Source organism: Halomonas colorata, assembly GCF_014897985.1.
Taxonomy (GTDB): domain Bacteria; phylum Pseudomonadota; class Gammaproteobacteria; order Pseudomonadales; family Halomonadaceae; genus Vreelandella; species Vreelandella colorata.
On the sequence record NZ_JABUZA010000014.1, the window covers coordinates 34,835 to 55,136 of the forward strand.

Genomic DNA, 20,302 nt, shown 5'->3' on the forward strand with positions numbered 1-20,302 from the left:
CGTTGAGCTTAGTCGTTAAGATAGCCGTTAAGACCAGTTGTTAAGACTAGTCGTTAAGCGCGACGGCGGTTTCCACCAGGCCTGCCAGGTTGAAGCGCTCAGGCAGCTTACCGGCAACGGCCAGCTCGACGCGCTCGGCAATTTCATCCAGCGCGACTTTATCCAGCACTTCGCCTGCAAACGCCAGGGTCAGAAGACCACGTGCCGTGGCTTCATCAATACCGCGAGTACGCAGGGCATAAATCGCCTCTTCATCCAACTGACCGGTCGTGGTGCCGTGAGAGCACTTCACATCATCGGCGTAGATCTCAAGCTCAGGCTTGGCATCAATCTGGGCGCGGTCAGACAGCAGCAGGTTCTGGTTGCTCTGGAAACCTTCGATCTTCTGGCTGTCACGCTTGACGTAGACCTTACCGTTAAACACACCGTGAGCGCGGTCATCCAAAATGCCTTTGTAGTTCTCGTTGGAGAACGTTAAGGGCGCGTTGTGATTGACCTTGGTATGGTTATCCACATGCTGGCGGCCTTGGCCAAAGAACAGTCCGTAGAAATTGGTTTCAGCACCCTGGCCGTTCAAGTCACTGATCAGGTCGTTACGTACCAGCGCCCCGCCCAGGTTCAGGTTGTACGAGGTATAGCGAGTGTCGCGGTCCTGCTCGACGTGCATGCTGGCAATGTGCAGGTCGTTAAGCGGCGCTTCCTGCAACTTGTAGTGGTTCAGGATGGCACCGCGATCAAGCATGAACTCGCCTACCACGTTGGTGAAGTTAGCGGCTTCCTGATCACCACAATAGTGCTCAATCAACGTGGCTTCACTGCGCCCACCGGCCTCTACCAGAATACGCGGATGGCTCATCACCGGCGCACTGTTAGCCCGGGAGAGAAACTGCAGCACGATGGGTTTATCAACCACCGTACCGGGCGCGATACGTACCACAGCGCCCTCTTCCATAAACGCGGTATTCAGCGCGGCAAACGAGGAGAAATCCACGCCGGTCAGACGGCCAAGCGGCCCACCCACTGCTTCATGGTTTTCAGTCAGCGCCTTGGAAAGCGGCAACACGTGAACGCTTTGGGGCAGCGCATCAAGGTCTGAAAGCGCCGGAGCAAACACACCATCGACAAACGTGAGGCGATAAGCCGAGATAGGCAATGTGACGGCCGCCGCCTGCGCTGGTGAGAAATCAGCGTTATCGGCTAGCGCAAAGTTGCCTTGGGCAATAGCGCGAACGTCGGTATATTTCCACTCTTCATCACGACGCGTGGGGAAGCCCAGCGCTTCAAAGCGTGCAGCGCCCGCCTGACGGCGCGCGGCAATCCACGTCGGCTCCGCCTCGCGTTGCTGGCTACGCGATTTCAGCGTGTCCAGAAAAGTTTGCGTATCGCTCATGCCGCGGACTCCTCAATACCTTCGTAACCATTGGCCTCAAGCTGCTTGGCAAGCTCGGCATCGCCGGTTTTGACGATTCGACCATCCACCAGGACGTGGACTTTATCGGGAACGATGTAGTCAAGCAGACGCTGATAGTGAGTTACCAGCAGAATCGCCCGCTCTTCGGCGCGCAGGCTGTTAACACCATCCGCCACGACTTTCATGGCATCGATATCGAGGCCCGAGTCGATTTCATCAAGCATGGCAAGCTTGGGCTGAAGCACCAGCATCTGGAGAATTTCGTTGCGCTTTTTCTCGCCGCCGGAGAAGCCTTCGTTAACCGCGCGCTGCAGGAAGCTGGCATCCATCTTCATAAAGCCGAGTTTTTCTTTAACAAGCTTCATAAACTCAGGTGCTGGCATGTCCTCAAGACCGCGGGCTTTACGCTGAGCGTTAAGCGCAGATTTCAGCAGGTAAATATTTTTAACCCCCGGAATCTCGACCGGGTACTGGAAACCTAACAGCAGGCCCGCCTGGGCGCGCTCTTCGATTTCCATTTCAAGTACGTCTTTACCTTCAAAGGTGATGCTACCCTGGGTGACTTCATAGCCATCTTTACCGGCAATCACCGCTGACAGGGTTGATTTACCCGCGCCGTTAGGACCCATAATGGCGTGCACTTCGCCTGCGTTGATGGTCAGGGTCAGGCCCTTGAGAATTTCTTTATCTTCAACGGTGACGTGTAAGTCAGTAACTTGCAGCATAATCTTAAACCTTCTAATTCTGGCGAGTCGCTGGCGCGACGCGTATCAAAGTAATTTGTACGGCAAACCGGCTAAACGATTAGCCTACCGCGCCTTCCAACGTCACGTTCAAGAGCGCTTCCGCTTCTACCGCAAACTCCATCGGCAGCTCCTGGAATACATCCTTACAAAAACCATTCACGATCATACTGACCGCATCTTCTTCGGAAATGCCCCGGCTACGGCAGTAGAACAGCTGGTCTTCACCAATCTTGGAGGTGGTAGCCTCGTGTTCAATAGTGGCCGTGCTGTTGCCAATTTCCTGATAAGGGAAAGTATGTGCGCCACACTTGTCACCAATCAGTAGCGAATCGCACTGGGTGAAGTTACGTGCGCCTTTGGCACGTGGGCCAATTTTCACCAGCCCGCGGTAGGATTGGTCACTTTTACCTGCCGAGATACCTTTGGCCACGATATAAGAGCACGTGCCTTCACCGATGTGAATCATCTTGGTGCCGGTATCTGCCTGCTGGCGGCCGTTGGTGACGGCGACAGAGTAGAATTCACCGATGCTGTCTTTACCGCGCAGCACGCAAGAAGGATATTTCCAGGTAATGGCCGAGCCGGTTTCAACCTGCGTCCAGCTAATGCGCGAACGCGCACCGCGGCAATCGCCACGCTTGGTCACAAAGTTATAGATACCGCCCTTGCCGTTCTCATCACCGGGGTACCAGTTCTGTACGGTGGAGTACTTGATGTACGCATCATCTAACGCAACAAGCTCAACAACCGCCGCATGCAGCTGGTTCTCATCGCGCATCGGCGCGGTACAGCCTTCCAGGTAAGACACCTGAGCACGGTTTTCACAGATAATCAGCGTGCGCTCGAACTGCCCAGTATTGGCGGCGTTGATACGGAAGTAAGTGGATAGCTCCATCGGGCAGGTAACGCCTTCTGGTACAAACACGAACGAGCCGTCGGTAAATACCGCCGAATTAAGCGCGGCAAAGTAGTTATCCGCTACCGGCACCACGGTGCCCAGATACTGCTTGATCAGCTCGGGGTAGTCGCGAATCGCCTCAGAAATGGAGCAGAAGATAACGCCGGCTTCAGACAGCTCTTTTTTGAACGTAGTGGTAACCGATACCGAGTCAAACACGGCATCGACGGCCACACCGGCAAGCGCTGCACGCTCATGCAGCGGAATACCCAGTTTCTCGTAAGTTTCCAGCAGCTTGGGATCGACCTCATCCAGGCTTTGTGGGCCATCTTCCGGGCGCTTGGGAGCACTGAAATAGGAAATAGCCTGATAATCGATCGGCGGGTAATCCAGATGCGCCCAGGAGGGTTCCTTCATGTTCAGCCACTGCCGATAAGCGTCAAGACGCCACTCAAGCATCCACTCTGGCTCGCCCTTTTTCTTGGAGATAAAAGCAATCGTGCCTTCATCCAGGCCAGGAGGAAGAGTGTCGCTTTCGATATCGGTTACAAAGCCATCTTTGTATTCGCGACGAACCAACTGTTCCATTTCTTCGGTTGCCATGGTGTTACCCTCCGGGCAGTTGGTGGCGAGGTCTCCTCGCCGTCAATAAGGATAAATTGCCTAGTCGTTACGCAGAAACCGCCGATAGGCTGATACTTTGAATCGGTAATTGCACGGGCAGCTTAAGGGGCGTGGACGCCGCTAAATGGGCCAATGTCACGCTTTCAAGCAGGGTACGAATCGCTAGCGACACGCGCTGCCAGTTATCGGCCACACCGCATGTTGCAACCAAGTCACACTCGCCTTGGGCTTGGCTACACTCCGTCATCGCTACGGGCCCTTCAATGGCCGAAATAATGTCGGCTGCGGTAATCTGCGACGCGGGCCTAGCGAGCCGATAGCCCCCCTGAGCGCCGCGCTGCGATGCTAAGAGCCCTGCCCGAACCAACATTTTAAGCGTTTTACTAACCGTTGGATGCGGTAGCTGAACGGCTTCGGCGAGATCAGCTGCCGCATGCGATGCGTGAGGGTGACGCGCAATCTGCGCCATAACCACAGCGGCGTAATCAGTCAGCCGAGAAAGCTTTAGCATGTCGACTCCTATTAATTAGTCAGTCATCAAGCTGGCGTACGTATTAATTGGGTACCATTTTAGTCCTGTATAAAATTGATGTGAAGCCCTAACGCACAATCATTGGCAAATTAGCCTTATTCTTGGCACGTTCGATGCAAATGCCATCAAAAACGCCAATCATTATCATTTAAGAATTCTATTTGCTACTCGATATAAAAAAACCTACCGCGTAAAGGGGTAGGTTTTATAGTGCATTAAGCAATCAGGCCTTTTTAACAAACTCCGATTTGAGCTTCATAGGACCAATACCATCAACTTTACAGTCAATATCGTGGTCGCCCTCGACGATACGAATACTCTTGACCTTCGTGCCTACCTTAACCACCAACGAGCTACCCTTGACCTTCAGATCCTTGATAACCGTTACGCTGTCACCGTCAAAAAGCAGGTTACCGTTAGCATCACGCACGCTTGGAGCGTCATCCGCCGCGTCGGTATTTGCCGTTTTTGACCATTCATGGCCACATTCCGGGCACACGTACTGCAAGCCGTCATCGTATGTAAACGTTGAGGCGCAGGAGGGACAGTTAGGCAGTTCGTTCATGGACGGCTCCATCGCGGGCAATAAGAAAGCGATGGAGCCTACACCGAATGGACAAAATGCTCCAGTCTGAGAGGCTATCAGCCCCGCTGGTAAGTGCCCACCAGGCGGTCAATGCCTAATAGATGCGGCTCAACTTCTTTTAAAAGCTCAGCCATGCTGAGCCCTTCCGGCAGCGCCGTTTGATGATCCAGCGCCAGCACCAAGAAATAGTAAAGGTGCTTGCCATGCCCTTCAGGTGGCATCGGGCCGCCATAGCCGCGCTTGTCGAAGTCGTTGCTGCCTGGCGTACCGATCGGGGTATTTTCCTCAAGGCCCGTAATATCGCCCGGCAGATTATAAAGAGTCCAGTGAATAAACCCGTAGCTGCCGTCTTTAACAAGCGGCGCATCGGGGTCATGGCAGATCACCGCAAACCCTTTGGTACCTTCAGGAGCGTTATGCCAGGCAAGCGGTGGAGATACGTCCTCACCTTCGCCGGTATAACGTGCAGGAATCGCCTGATGCTGCTCAAAAGCCGTACTGGTAACTTGCATGGATGATCGTGCAAATGCCATTTGTCTCTCCTTGGGTTAGCCAATGACGCTTAGTACAGGGTGGCTGGAAAGAGTGCCGCTATCAAGGCCGGTTCAGAAAACCTGAGTTTTGTTGCCACCACTGCCGAGCTATCTCGACATTTTCTGCGTTACCGGCAGGATTCAGCACGGTGGGCAGCTGAACGTAGCTTCCACCTGTGTTCACCATCAAGAGCGGATCTTGCGTTGCCAGCTGTAGCGCATACAGCACCAGCATTTGCTCATACTCATCGTGTGTATCCAAACGTGAAAACAGCAGAGGCACGGCGGGCAAGCCAATTTCGCCTAATCGTTCTGCCGCGATATACCACACCCGTGGATTGTCACGATCACCGTAGGTGGAAACAAACCGCCGGTCGGAAAGCCGGCTTACATAGTAAGACGCCTCTTCTTCAGGGCTTACAAAGAGCGGCGGCACCCAGTCGGTCGCCGAAGCCGTATTGGCGTAAGTAGTCGGCGCTGCCGGGGGCAGCGTTTGGGAAACCGGCACGTCAACCGTGCGCGGATTTTCGGGCGCGGATGTACGCTGGCTGCCCGCACATCCGGCTAACAATACGCTTCCCAGCAGTAAGACATACAACACTTTTTGCTGCATTTTCATGCTCCCTGTGCACTCCCTCACAATAGACCTGCCATATCCATGACCAACATCATGACCAACGGCCCTGGCGTTTTAAACGTCTTTTTACCCAGCCATCATACAGCTTGCGTAACCCGGGTTTAATAAGCGGCAAGCCAATAACCCAGGCCACTGGACGCAACAATGCAACGCGCGCCATTAATAGCCGATAGGCATCAATCCCCTCAACGATGCGCCCGTCGGTTTGCTCAATATGCAGCGACCTTAAGGCCGCCTCCAGCGCTATCCCTTTATTTTGCAACGCCTGCTGATATTCGCTCACATCGCACCAGCGAATATCGCTTGCCCCTTCGCCCGCCCAACGCTCATAGCGCTGTCTGTCTTTGCGGCAGCTGGGGCAAACCGCATCGTAATAGACATTGATGACATCGTGATTAGGCATAGTCAGCTCTAGGTAACGTTTTACCGATTAAGTGTGGCACTTACCCCGCCAGAGGCAACCCCACTGCAGCGCAACTCGGCAAGCATCCGCGGTTAACCGTCAAACTACAATCAAAAAAGCCTGCGATGCCAAATGAACGGCCTCGCAGGCTTTATTAACACCTTCTATTTCATTAGCACCACTGTGAGTGCCAAAGAAGCCCTACTTATGCACGTTACATCAATGCGCTCTGCGCATCGTCCTGTACTCCGCTAATGCTGACATCGTCGCTAAGAGCAGCTACCTCCTCATCTAGATAAGCAGCATCATTCGCTTCAGAGGCCATGGCCATCATCATACCCATGTTCGAAGCGCTGGCTGCTTCCGCGCCCGCATCTCGAGTGATCTGGAAAGACGCCAGATCCATGGAGCCGCCGTTGAAGGTAATGCGCAGAACCTGAACGCCTTCCTCTAAATCCAGCGTCAGCGAGGGCCCATCGACATACACACCCCAGTCGCCGGAGTTGGGTACCGAACCGCTGGCCTGCTCATAGAAACCGCCATTTTGCTCCACCGCTGCGGTGATCGTGCGCCCGTCATTGGGGCTTGAGGTAACGAACGACAGGGTATGATTTCCCGCCTGCTCAACGTTAATGGTGTACTCCAACCACTCGCCCTCATCCACCCAGCCGACAGCCTCCCCTTCCCCGACGATATCCACACCGTCGCCAGGGCGCACTACTGTGCCGATCTGGAAGGCATCCGCATCGTTGTAGGCAACGCCTTGACCACCCTCATCGTAGTTCACCGCATCGAGCGTCAAGCCATCATTGGCATCCACTAGCCATGGCGTTCCTTCAGCGTTGAACGCCTGCTGCCCATCGCGCGACAGAGTGAACGAGGCCAAGTCCATCGATCCACCATTGAAGGTGAGCCGCAATACCTGCTCGCCAGCTTCAAGCGCTACCTGAGAAGCATTGGTGGGCTGGAAGTTACCCCAGCCGCCGGTCGGCGATACCACCACCGGGCCGCTCGATGAGTAGGGCGTACCGTCACCTTGAGTAAAGGTGGCTGTAATGCTGCGCTGAGAGCCGTTAACGTCCCCAAGCGCTGACAGGAAGGATAGGTCATAAACGCCGGCCTGCTGAATGTTGAGCGTGTATTCCACCCATTCGCCTTCATCCACCCAGCCGATGGCATCGCCATTACCCACGATATCCACACCGTCACCGGGACGTACTTCCGTACCGATCTGGAAGTCATCGACATCGTTGTAGGCAACCCCCTGACCTCCCTCATCATAGTTTACGGCCTTAAGGCTGAAGTTACCGCCCACTAGCCACGCCTCACCATTGGCGGTGAAGGCCTGTTGACCGTCATCTACGGGGGCTTCTTCTACTGCTAGCGTAAAGCCTGCTTGCACGCTAGCCTGGCCGTCAGAAGCCGTAACGATAATGTCGAAGCTTCCCGCCGCGGTAGCCGTTCCGGAGAAAACTCCGTCCGAGGACATAGAAATTCCGCTGGGTAGGCCACTGGCGGTATACGCCAAGCTATCGCCATCGGCGTCGACAAACGCATCCTCAGGCAGGCTGAAGCTAATTGCTTCCCCCTCCACCAGGGTGACATCGTTGATGGCTTCCTCTACCACCGGCGCCTGATTGACTGGGGTCTGATCGACGGGCGCCAGGTTGAACGAGGCCAGATCCATGGACCCACCGTTAAAGGTAAGCCGTAACACCTGCTCGCCGGCTTCAAGCGCTACCTGCGTGGTGCTGGTCTGGGTGAACGTCGTCCAACTGCCGGTTGGTAACACCCCTACCGGTGAAGCCGTTACGTAAGGCGTATCGCCCTTGGCAAAGCTCGCGGTAATGGAGCGGGCGGTCGAATTGGTCGAGGCCATGGCGGTCAAAAAGCCGAGATCATAAACACCATCTTCTGCCACATTAATGGTGTACTCGACCCATTCGCCGTTCTCTATGAAACCAATCGCTTGCGATGGAGTGGAGATATCCACCGCCTCGTCGGAGCGGAAGGAACCACCCTGGTGGGCGGCATCCGAGTCGTTATAGGCCACACCCTGGCCGCCGTTATCATACAAACGTGCCTCCAGGCTCAGCCCATCAGCGCCTACCTCCCAAGCGGTTTGGGTGTCGTTGTAAGCACTCTGGCCATCATCGACAGGCGCTACAAAGTCGAGGTTGAACGACGCCAGATCCAACTGACCACCGTTGAAGGTCAGCCGCAGCACCTGCTCCCCTTCCTCCAGATCGAAGGTCAACGGGCCCACGGTCTGGAAGCTGGTGAAGCTACCGGTGTTGGGAAGACTCTGCACCTGCGATGGGGTGTAGAACTCGCCATCCTGCTCGAACGCGGCGGTAATGGTCTTGCCACCGCTCGTCGCAGAGGTTGAGAAGCTCAGCGTATAGGTGCCCGCTGTTTCTACGCTTAAGGTGTACTCGACCCACTCACCATCCGCGATGTAACCCAGTGCCTCGGTACCGTTTGAGATATCGACCGCCTCGTCGGAGCGGAACGCAGCACCCTGATGGCCTGGCGTGGTGTCGTTATACGCCACGCCCTGGCCGCCGTTGTCATACAGTTTCGCTTCCAGCGCTAATCCTTCACTGCCCACCACCCAGGCGGTCTCACTAGCATTAAAGGCGGTCTGGCCGGTTGGTTCAGGGTTATCGAGGAAGTTCGGCACGCCGTCGTTGTTATCGTCGTCGTACAGATCCACCCGGCCGTTGCCGTCGGCATCCTCCGCTCCTGTCGGGTCGTAGGGGGTAACGTTTTCGACCAGGAAGATATTGTCGTTGTAGTCGTAGTTCACCCCGGCATAGTCCTGGATCACGATATAGGTGTCAGGAATGACGTTGCCCGCGGCGTCCTTGGCGATATACACGCGGATCAGATGGCCGTCGCTTGCGTCCCAGTTGAGATTGGTGCCCGGGTTACCAATGGCATCAATAGTGTCCTCGTAGAGGTTAGCATCCGGATCCGACCAGGAAATGTAGCCCTGACGGCCCGATATCTCAGCGAAGAAGCCAAACGGCGCATCACGATCCAGGGTAGTTATGGTCAGCTGGTTGCCGTTGTTAAGCGTGCGCGGCAATAACGTCTGACCATCCGCCTCGTCGTGGGCCAGAATTTCATCACGGTTGCGGCTATCCACATCGTGGATGAATAGCCGAGCCACATCGCCTTGGGTGTGATAGGCCGCCAGCTGAGAGATCTTGATTGGTGAGCTGCCCTCAGCACGCTGGAAGTACGGCGCCAGAATTTCGTCACCATTGGCTTCCACCAAACCACCCTTGTTCATCTGTCCTTCAGCCACATTGGTGGTGTAGCCAAAGGCGTTGATGATTTCCTGGACCAGGGGCTCTTGACCGCTTTCAGACTGGTTTTGAGCCAGGCCCGCCAGTTGGATAACCTTTTCGCCCTCGTCGGCATCGCTTGAATTGATGATCAGGCTCGCTTCATAGAGGCTTGCATCGTTGGGGTCATTGGCAATAAAGCGCACCGTCACATCAATGGCCTCACCAGGCTCCAGCGTCACCGCAGAGAACGCCTGGGTAAGTTCGAACAATGTCGTATCGCTGACCTCGATGCTTTCGATATCAAGGTTCTCAATACCATCGTTTCTGAGCGTGATGGTTACTTCATCATGCACCATTTGCGCCGCGTTGGCCGGGTTCTCGATGCGTGACATCACCAGGCGGTCATTGGACGGCACGCCGTCGTTATTAATCACCGTGAGTTCACCACCGATCACCGGCGTCACGCCCTCAATGAGGAACATGTTGTCGTTGTAATCGTAGTTGATGCCGGTGTAATCCATGATGCCCAGATAGGTATTGGGAATCACGTTGCCGTTAGCATCCAGCGCCCGGAACATACGCACGGTGTAGCCCCGCTCGATGCCTTCAGCACCGGCTGGCGGCGTACCACCACCTTGGGGATTAAGCGACGGGTCGGTGGAAAGATTGGCAACCTCAATCCCAAACACGCCCTGGCCGGTCCAACTGCCGGGAATATCGTCAAGCGAGAAGCTCGCGGTAGCGAACTGCCCATTGCTTTTTACCGGTAGAAGGGACTGGTTATTATCTCCCGCATGGTTGCTGAAGATGATGTCCTGGTTTTTATTTCCTGGATTATGGATGCCCAGGGTTGCACCACCATCGCCATGATAGGCCGCTAACTGAGTAATCTTGGCTTCCCCGACGCCATCTGCCAATGCCCAATAGCGCGACATGACTTCATCATCGTTAACGGGCCGATAGAGATCGAAATCGTTGAGCACGGAGTTCTCTCCGCCGCCCACCGTGGTCAGGCCATCGATACGGTTACCAAAGCCAAACACTTCCCAGACTTCATTGACGTTGGGTTCCCAGCCGCCCTCGTCACGCGCCTGCCAGAAGCCGGCCATATGGATCTCAGCCACCGGCGAATCAGCGTCATTGGTGACCAGACGAATGCGGCCTTCGAACACACCATCTCCCGCGTCGTTGGTAGGTGCTGTGTAGCTGCCACGGTCGAACAAGACCGTCACCTCAAGCGATTCACCGGCGGCGAGCGTCAAGCCTTCAAAGACGCTGGGGTTTTCCAGCACAAACGGGCCTTCAATATCGGCGTCGAGTATCTCAAGCACATCGCTGCCGGTGTTGGAGATCGTGACCGTCGCGCTTTCCTTGAAGTCGCGATTGGGGTTCGAGGCGCTGTCGTTCTCCAGATAGCTGAAGTGCAGCCGATCAGAGAAATAGGCAGCATCGCCGCTTTGCACCGCGATATCGGCATTATCGTTGCCAGAGACTGGCATTACATCCAAATAGTCCAGATCATCGGCGCCATCGGCCGTGGAAACGGCACGCAGGTTGTATTCCACACCCGCTTTGAGCTCGACATAAACACCCTCTTCGCCAGCCTCTCCCACGCCCGGATAGGCCAGTACTTTAACCGTCTGGCCGTTAAGGGTTAGCGACAGCCCCTGGCCATCGTCACCGCCAACATTCGCGGCTAGATCCAGGCGATAAAGGCCGTCGGCATCGACCGTGAAGTAGAAGTCGGCGGTTAGCTCGTTAATGGTGCGAGCACTGTCGCCGCTCTCAAGCTCGATACGCGACCCATCCGAAACGTCGGCATATACCGGGACGAAGTTATCGGTCGGCGCATTCGGCACCTGCAGCAGGTCGATGTTGGGGCCCACGCCGTTCGGCGCAGTCAGGGTAACGGTATTGCTGCCCGCTTGTAATGTCACCAGAGTGTTTTGGAAGAACCAGTTATCCTCGGCGGCGTTGCTTTGACCTTCAAAGTTCAGTTGTCCCAGATCGACACCGTTGATAGTCAGGCCCAGCGGGCGATCAGCTTTTGTCGTATCCAAGGCATAGCGGAAGCCGATGTCGTAGCTACCCGCCTCACTGACATCAATGGTCCAGGTAATCGTCTGATCGCCCGTTCCATCAAAGTCGACAAAGCCGTCACCGGAGGCATTGCGATCATCGTTACTCGAAAGTACTACCACCGGGCCATCCAGCGTCGCGCTTTCGGCTTCATATTGGATCACGTCCGGCGTGGTATCCGGCGTGCCTTGCAGGATTTCCAGCTGATCGATATTGGGGCCGGTATTGGCAGTGGCTTGCAAGCGCACCGTATTCTGGCCGCTGACCAACGTGGCCGCCACGTCTTCGGTCAACCACTCGGCCCAGGCCGCGTCACCGGTCAGTCCTGGCGGCGGGCTAAAGTCGAATACGCCGACACTGACATTGTTGACGAACACCTCAAGAGGACGATTGGCATCGCCACCGTTGGCATAGCGCAGCCTGAGTACTGAATCGCCTGCCTGAGCGGCGCTCAGATCAAAGGTGAAGGTGAGGAAGTCGACGTTAGTAGAGCCAAAATCGGCATAGCCTCCCAAAACACCATCGTTATCGTTGGTATTGCCATCCACACCGAAGGATCCCGGGCGCAGGCCGTTGGGCAGGCCTTGGGTAGTTTCCGGGTTACTGGCATCGCGGATCTGGATCTCGGCGCCAGCACCGGTGGCAATCGTCACGGCGGTGCCGTCATCCGGCGTCTTATCTTCTGCCTGAATGATCAGCAGCGATTCCAAATCACCTGGTTCGGGATCAACCGGATCCACCACTCCACCCGGCGCCGGGTCTAAGCGAATGATTTGGCTCTGGCCATTACCGCGGTTCAGCGTCAACACGTAGAGCTGTCCAGTAACCGGGTTCTCGATAATATCCAGCGGATCTACATAGGTGATAACGTTGCCGTTAGGATCGCGCAGCACGTCATCACCGATCACATTGCCGTTAGCATCCAGCGTGATTGAGCGAATGTCGTCGCCACCCGAGTACTCGGTGAACAGTACGTTACCTTGCAGGTTGCCGCCGAACACGCCACTGGTGTACTCCACCGCGCCGTTGGGTGAGCGGTTTTCGCCAAGTGAATAAACGCCAGAGATATCGTAGGTGCCCTCAGGGTTGGTGCCGACCGGATAGCGGTCAACCTGGTTGGGGTCGCTGCCGCCCGTCGGGTTGCCGCCATTCATGATGTACTCATCGCGCAGCGGATTGGGGTGACCGTAATAGCCCCCCTCAACGATCTTGAACAGATAGTCGTCCTGTTTTTCGACGTTGGTGTAACGCTCGTTTTCAGGCGTTGAAGGGTCGTCCGGTACGTTGCCGCCTGCCGCCGAGCCGTTGGTCGGCACATACAGGAAGCCGTTGGAGTGCCACACCAGGTCATAGGCGTTCCGCGCCCCGGTGGCGAAGATCGTCAGCACCGCGTCTTCGGCATAGGGGTCATAAAAGCTCTGGAGCACGGTGCCGTCAGCATCCTGCACCGTGGCGACACCACGCTCATCAAATACCAGGAATTCGCCGTTGCCCATGGGAATCGGATCATCCTTGGGATGGCCATCCGGGTCATCATAGCGCGTGTTCTGGCCGTTATTAGGCACAGGTTCAGTGGAGACATCAAAGCCTCCAGGAGGCGCATCGCGGGTCGGATCAATCTCCATCACGGCGGCGTTCAGCAGACGCTCGGGGCGGTTGCCCCAGGCGCTATCCGGTTCACCCATGGCCGAGTTGGAGCCTTGAATCAGATACAGCAGATGCGTCGGCACGTCGGGGTTGGTAGCCGCGTCATAATCCGGATTGGCGCGGAACTCGAGGCTGTTAGTCACGTGGTCGCCGTTAGAGCGCGGAAGCCCCGTAATGTAGGGCTCGGCGACACCGGAAAAATCGCTGCCGCCATCCAGGGTGATCTTGGTAATGCGACCGCTGAACTCCGGCACGCCGTTATCGCGCCCATTGAGCGGGATGGGATAGTTGTCGGTGATCCACAGCACGTTCGAATCGGTGGGATCGACCGTCAGGCCGATAATGCCCCGTCGGTCGTTACCGCTCTCAGCCCCCGCTTCGAAGAAGTAATCGCTTGGCAGCGAAAGCTCCTGACGGTTGACCAACGAGCCGTCGCTTGGATCGATGTCAAAGCGCAGGATCTGGCCGCCAATGGTGGCCACGTACATGGTCGAACCGTCAGAGGTAATTTCAAGCGACGTGAAGCCAAAGGCGTTGTCTGCGGCGCCATTGAGTTCAACCACATCGTTGAAGGCCACGTCACGGGCAACCACCTCGGGCGTTTCACCAGTGACGAAGGTATTGGTGTATTTCTGGAACTCACGGGTCGGCGCCAAAGCGTCATCGTTAGGGCCACGGTCCTGAAAGCCATCAATTACTAACGTATAGCTGGTAAACGGTTTGAGTATGCCGCTGGGCGAAATCGTCAGTGAGTCGAAACCGCCCGTCGTATTGACGTTAAAGGAAACCTCCTCGCCGGTGACCGTTTCAAACAGCTTTACAGAGCCATCGTTAAGGCTCTCAAGCAAGGCTCCGCCACGCCCGTCGACCACCGAGATACCTACGAAAATATCCGAAGTCGGGTCAACGCCGGTAGGAATAGCGCCATTCTCTGGATCAAGATCAACCTCCACCTCGTTTTGCCCGACACCGGCAATAGCCCGCGCATCGGTGAAGAAGGCGTAATCCTCTGGGGCGGCGCGGTCATCGTCCGGGGTCAGGTCCGGCAGCGACTGAATCTCAATGTACTGGATCTCAGTGTTCTCGTTATCCAGGCCCATAGAGTCCAGCGTCAGACGGCCATCAGTGACCTGCACGATACGAGTCACGAGGTCAGAACGTACACCATCGGTGTCGTCGGCCGGGTTACCGTCGGCTGGGAAATCATCTGGTCGGAAAGGCGTGAAGGGGTCGTTGAACAGCTCGCCCTCCGCATTGAGCACGTTGCGGCTGTCGTAAGGGCCCGAGGTGTCGCCAATCGAGATGGTGACCTCATAGTAGCCGTCGGCAAGCTCAATCTCCCAACCGGCGCGTATATAGTTGCTTCCGGGCTGGTCAAAGTGGGCATAGGTGCCCTGGCGTGGGTCGAGACCCGCGATATCATCGGTACGGTCATTGACCGCCACGCTGGTCAGGCTCGATATATCCAGCGGCGTAGTGCCGGGTTCACCATCGTAAATCGACGCTTCGGTCACCCAGCCGTACTGGTAGGTTTGGCCATCGATGGTCACCGACTGAGTGCCGAAGGCTTTACCGTTATCGGCGATATACCCTTCAGGCACCGCTACTCCTTCTGGCTGGAAGTTTATCTTGACCGAGAAGCGCTCACCCGGCTCTACCACGTCCGGCGGCTCGACACCGTCACGGGTAATGCTCAGGCGGTCGATATTGGGGCCCGCTGCGGTCAGATTCTCCAGTCGGATGGTGTTGCTGCCCGCCTCGAGTTCAACCTCGATCGTGGTATCCGTCCAGTTCTGCCAGTCGGTGGTACCCACGCCGGTTGATACAAAGGCCAGGCTGCCCTGGGACTCACCTCCGACCAGAATATCCATGGGCCGGTCAGCACCGTTGCTGCCCGCATTGGCATAGCGCACGGTCAACGTATAGGTGCCCGCCTCATCGGCGACAACATTGAAGGAGGCGGCGTCGCCAATATCACCGCCCATATCCAGATAGCCGCTTCCCGTAAAGCCATCCCAGAGGCCATCGGCACCGGCGGCCTCGTTAGTTTCAGGATTCGCGGCATTGCGCACCTGGGTATCCAATGTGGTGCCTACGTTATCCGGATCATCGATGGCTAGCGCTTCGCCCTGAATCTCGAAGGTAAACGGTGCAGGAGGCGTTTCGCCATCATTGAAGTCGAATACGATCTGATCGATATTAGGGCCGTTAGCCACGCCACCATTGGCTGCCGTGGGAATCGTCAGCGTTAACGTATTGGCGCCCTCTTCGAGCGTTACCTGTATCTCCTGCTCAAGCCACGCATCCCAAGGGTCATTGACGCCATCATCTAGCGCATTGGTAAAGGCAACTTGGGGTTGTCCTGCACCATTAACCGCCAGATCCAATGGCCGAGGCGCAGTCCCCCCGTTGGCATAGCGGATGGTGGCGGTGTAGGTGCCCGCGGTGGGCGCATCAATGTTAAATGTGATTTGGTCACCCGCATCGGTGCCGAAATCCATATAGGCACCGCCTACCGCACCTTCCCGGTAATTGCCGAAGTCATCGGGATTGCTTGCGTCCACCGTACGTGTAACGGCTCCTTGGGCCGTGCCGCCAACGTCGGTAACGACGGCGTCTTCACCTTGCACGGTAAAGGGCTCCACCACTACGCTGCCATCGTCGATGGTGACGCTATCGCTGGCTTCAGCTTCGTTACCCGCAGCATCTGTCACGATCAGCGTCACGGTAACGTTACCGCTCTGACCGCTGAGATCCACGCTGATATCGCCGTTTGCTGCAGGCGTTACGGCAGTGCGAGTGGCGCCGCCATCAAAGCTGACTTCATAGGCCACGATGTCGTCATCGGCACCGGCAACATTAAACATTGCCGTGGCGAGCTGGCCGGGCTCCAGAGTATCGTCGGCAACAGTCAGGCTCAGGTTGCCATCTTCATCTGCGCTGTCATCGACCGGGATCGGGCCGCTGCCCTCCTCGGTGATTTCAATGCGGTCGATATTGGGGCCGGTGGTCGCGCCTGCGGGAATAGCCAGTGAAACACTGTTACTGCCAGCCTCAAGGGTGATCGTAACGGTTTCAAAAAGCCAGTGGTTGAATCCTTCCTCGGGGCCGGTGCCATCGGGATCAGTACTGGCAAACGGCAGCGCGTCGACATCACTTCCGTTAACGCTAAGATCAAGCGGGCGACCGGTGTTGCTGGCGTAGCGAATATTAAGATCGTAGCTACCCGCTTCCGGAACCGTGATCGCAAACGTTATTGCATCACCCGCGGTATCGCCGAAATCAAGGTAACCTTCACCCGTGAACCCGGGTCGCAAGCCGTTGGGCAGGTCGGAATTGTCTTCGAGATTATCCGGATCACGAATGGTGGTAACGGTAGCGTTTGAGCCATTATCCAGGATGGTCAACACGCCCTCTTCGGCCTGAACAGCGAAGGGGATAAATTCGGCAACCTCCGCGTCATCTTCACTCACGCTACCACTGGCCGTGGCGGCGGCACTGTCGATAGCGAAGCTGTCATCCGTGGCGCCCGTAAGCGTGACGGCGACCGTCTCGGTGTCGTTGTCCTCATCATCGTTGGCTACATCAACCGCGAGCGTAGCGACGCCGTCGGTAAAGGTCACGGTACGGGTCTCGGCGACACCATCAATTTCTAGTGCAAGCTCTACATCGCCACTGAAAGAGTCCGAGGCGCTCAAGGCGAAGTTCAGCGTCGTGACGCCCGTATCGCCACCTTCTACGACCGTATCCGCATCAGCGATGCTGATCAGGATGGTGGGTTCAGGTTCAGGATCGACGCTGCCCATAGGCACAAACTCGATATAGTCGATGCGCGCGTACTCCAACGCCGTCGAGTTGGCGGTGAGCGTCAGGGTGGCGTCATCGCCTACGGTCACATCGGTAAAGGTGACGGTGCGGAAGTTTTGCACCTGAACGCCGTTGCCGCTGTCGGCATCATCATCAAAGACCCAGTTGCCGCTGAAGCTTTCGCCTTCGGCGCTGCCGATACTCAGCTGGGCGGTGCTTTCACCGTCGTTTTCATCGATATAGCCAACAATAATGGTGTAGGTGCCTGCTGCCACCTTGCCATCCAGTAAATAGCTCGCGGTGCCTTCGCTGTTGCCGGGCATGCGAATTGCCTGGCCACCATCGGCGGCGGCAATATTTTCAATAGTGAAAGTGGTTGCGCTGTCGAAATCTTCCGCCTGCAGACGGATCGGTTCGCCAGGCGCTGCACCATCGTCATCTTCACTGACGCTACCGATAGCCGTGGCCGCGGTGCTGTCAATTACAAAGCCGTCACTCGTCGCGCCGGTAAGGGTCACCGCGACGGCGTCTGTGCCATTGTCCTCGTCATCATTGGCTACATCGACTGCTAATGTAGCAACGCCGTCGGTAAAGGTAATCGTACGGGTCTCGGCGGCGCCATCAATGTCGAGGGAAAGTTCTACATCGCCGCTGAAATCATCCGAAGCGCTCAAGGCGAAGTTCAGCGTTGTGACGCCCGTATCGCCCCCTTCGACGACCGTATCCGCATCAGCGATGCTGATCAAAATGGCGGGTTCAGGCTCAGGATCGACGCTACCGGTGGACACAAACTCGATATAGTCAATGCGTGCATACTCCAACGCCGTCGAATTGGCGCTGAGCGATAGCGTGGCGCCATCGCCTACGGTCACACCGGTAAAGCTGACGGTGCGGAAGTTTTGGATCTGGGTGCCGTTGCCACTCTCGGCGTCGTCATCGAATACCCAGCTGCCGCTGAAGCTTTCGCCTTCGGCGTTGCCGATACTCAGTTGGGCGGTGCTTTCACCGTCGTTTTCATCGATATAGCCGACGATAACGGTGTAGGTGCCCGCGGCCACCTTGCCATCCAGCAAATAACTGGCGGTGCCTTCGCGGTTGCCGAGCATGCGAATCGCCTGGCCACCATCCGCGGCGGCAATATTTTCAACGGTGAAGGTGGTTGCACTGTCGAAATCTTCCGCCTGTAGACGGATTGGGTCGGCAGGGACGATAACCTCTTCATCATCTTCGCTGACACTGCCGGTCGCCGTTGCGGCAGCGCTGTCGATAGCGAAGCCATCATCCGTAACGCCAGCGAGCGTGACCGCGACGGTTTCGCTGCCGTTGTCTTCAGCATCATTGTCCACATCGACCATTAGCGTAGCCACACCGTCGGTAAAAGTGGCGGTGCGGGTCTCGGCGACGCCATCAATGTCGAGAGCCAGTTCCACATCACCACTGAAAGCCTCCGTTGCACTCAAAGTGAAGCTAAGCGTAGTAACGCCTTCATCACCACTCTCGACGACTGGATCAGCGTCAGCGATGCTGAGCAGGATGGTAGGTGCCGGCGGCGCAGCTTCCAACAACGCTATCTCAAACTTATCGATATTAGGGCCGTTGGCACCGCCCCCCAGACGCAGGGTGTTACTACCGGCATCCAGCGTGACCTCAATGGTTTCGGTGGACCAGCCTTCCCATTCGGTCTGGCGAGTCGGATTCCCACTAGTGGGTGCTGCCGGTTGGTTGGCCGTCGGCACATCACTGACATCATCCGGATAGTAGCCGGGCTCCGCCGTTGCGGCGAAATTAAAAGTACCTAATGGCGTAGTCGAACCAGCATCAACCAGAGAAAGATCCAACGGGCGACCGGAGCTACTTGCATAGGTCACCGTGACGCTATAGGTACCGGCGGTGGCGACATCCAGCGTGAACTCACCGTAAGCATTGGCGTTATTTAAGGCCCAATCAAGATAGCTTGCGCCCTCGGCGCCCACTCGGAAAGTTTCGCTGCCGCTCGTAAAATCGGCAATATTGTCGACGGTCACTACCCGGTTGGTTGCACTGTTGTCGTTATCAACCGTTGGAGAAAGCACCAGGTCTTCCCCCTGAATCACATAGACGTCAGGATTCGGCGCGCGCACTTCCAGATAATCGACGTTGGGCCCGCTGGCACCGTTGGACGTAAAGGTAACGGTGTTCTCGCCGGCCTCAAGCTGCACACGGATGATGCGCTCACCGAATTCGCTAAAATCGGTTGGAGTGGCATTTAGAGTGGTGCTGGGAAGGTCGAACATGCGATCCACCAGCTCGCCGTTAACGTCCAAGCGCAAGGGACGGTTTCGATCAGAGCCGTCATCGTTCTGGCTAAGCGCATAGCCCAGCCCTAGCTCGTACTCTCCCGCTTCGGCAACGCTGAATGTGAACGTCAGCGTCTCACCACCGTTGATACCATCGCCATAGTCTACATAAGCTTGACCATCGGCATTGACGGCATTCGGCTGCAGAACGGGGTCGCTAACCACGTTAATGCCAGGGCCCGAAGTAGCCGCCCAGGCGCCATCACTCGCATCGGCATCTTCGGCCTGTATGCGCAGTGGAGAGAAAGTGTCGGGCGTGACGGCCAACGCGGCCACCGGGGCTTCATCAGCCTGTAACAGTATTGTTTCGTAGGTAGCCTGCTCAATGGGCTCACTCTCTGGCGCCACATCAAGCTCAAGGTCCATATTCGAGCCTGGCAACACCTGACCAGATGCATCCAACGCTTCCAGGCGAAGCTTTAACATTCCCAAGGCAGGCGTGGGTAAATCATCAAAAACAAAGGGGCGCTCAACGCTCTCAAATGTTGAGATCTCGTTGCGACCATCTTCCCAGATCATCCTGAGTGAATGAATAGACGGCTCCCAAGGAGAGGCATATGGCGTTACGTGAAGCTGGTTATCATGGAAGGTATCCCTGCCAAAGCGATCTCCCTCATTAATGGAACTCAGCAGAGTGTTCGCTTGGCTGGCAAAAAAAGACATAGAATACATGGTCTACCCCTTGGCTTTAATTATTTTTTATAAGCGCACTCGATATGCACTTATGAGCACCCATTAACCGTTCCTTTTCTCAGCAGGCTTATGAG

The 20,302-nt window shown here is 56.3% G+C and carries 9 protein-coding genes; all 9 read right to left on the reverse strand.

Features of this window, described 5'->3' with window-relative positions; genetic code table 11:
• Positions 1-46 precede the first annotated feature (46 nt).
• A complete protein-coding gene (sufD, locus tag INT33_RS09295; protein WP_193091719.1) occupies positions 47-1,390 on the reverse strand; it encodes a Fe-S cluster assembly protein SufD in 1,344 nt (447 codons plus the stop codon).
• Positions 1,387-2,136, reverse strand: coding sequence for a Fe-S cluster assembly ATPase SufC (gene sufC, locus INT33_RS09300; protein WP_018917498.1), 750 nt, complete (start codon positions 2,134-2,136; stop codon positions 1,387-1,389). The genes sufD and sufC overlap by 4 nt, the downstream gene beginning before the upstream one ends.
• 79 nt (positions 2,137-2,215) lie before the next feature.
• On the reverse strand, positions 2,216-3,658 hold the full coding sequence (gene sufB / locus INT33_RS09305; RefSeq protein ID WP_193091720.1) for a Fe-S cluster assembly protein SufB: 1,443 nt from the start codon (positions 3,656-3,658) through the stop codon (positions 2,216-2,218).
• A gap of 67 nt (positions 3,659-3,725) precedes the next feature.
• Positions 3,726-4,190 (reverse strand): SUF system Fe-S cluster assembly regulator, encoded by a 465-nt coding sequence (locus INT33_RS09310; protein WP_193091721.1) that lies wholly within the window; start codon positions 4,188-4,190, stop codon positions 3,726-3,728.
• 244 nt (positions 4,191-4,434) lie between these two features.
• A complete protein-coding gene (locus tag INT33_RS09315; RefSeq protein ID WP_192537649.1) occupies positions 4,435-4,776 on the reverse strand; it encodes a zinc ribbon domain-containing protein YjdM in 342 nt (113 codons plus the stop codon).
• Positions 4,777-4,853: 77 nt separating this feature from the next.
• On the reverse strand, positions 4,854-5,330 hold the full coding sequence (locus INT33_RS09320) for a YbhB/YbcL family Raf kinase inhibitor-like protein (RefSeq protein WP_192537650.1): 477 nt from the start codon (positions 5,328-5,330) through the stop codon (positions 4,854-4,856).
• A gap of 61 nt (positions 5,331-5,391) precedes the next feature.
• Complete coding sequence (locus INT33_RS09325; RefSeq protein ID WP_226940130.1) at positions 5,392-5,949, reverse strand: hypothetical protein; 558 nt, start codon at positions 5,947-5,949, stop codon at positions 5,392-5,394.
• A 49-nt stretch (positions 5,950-5,998) separates the two neighbouring features.
• Entirely contained in the window at positions 5,999-6,370 is a 372-nt protein-coding gene (locus tag INT33_RS09330) for a thiol-disulfide oxidoreductase DCC family protein (RefSeq protein WP_193091722.1), read from the reverse strand.
• 214 nt (positions 6,371-6,584) lie between these two features.
• Positions 6,585-20,207 carry a carbohydrate-binding protein gene (locus INT33_RS09335; protein WP_226940131.1) on the reverse strand — a complete coding sequence of 4,541 codons (13,623 nt, stop codon included), beginning with the start codon at positions 20,205-20,207 and terminating at the stop codon, positions 6,585-6,587.
• Between the last annotated feature and the right edge of the window lie 95 nt (positions 20,208-20,302).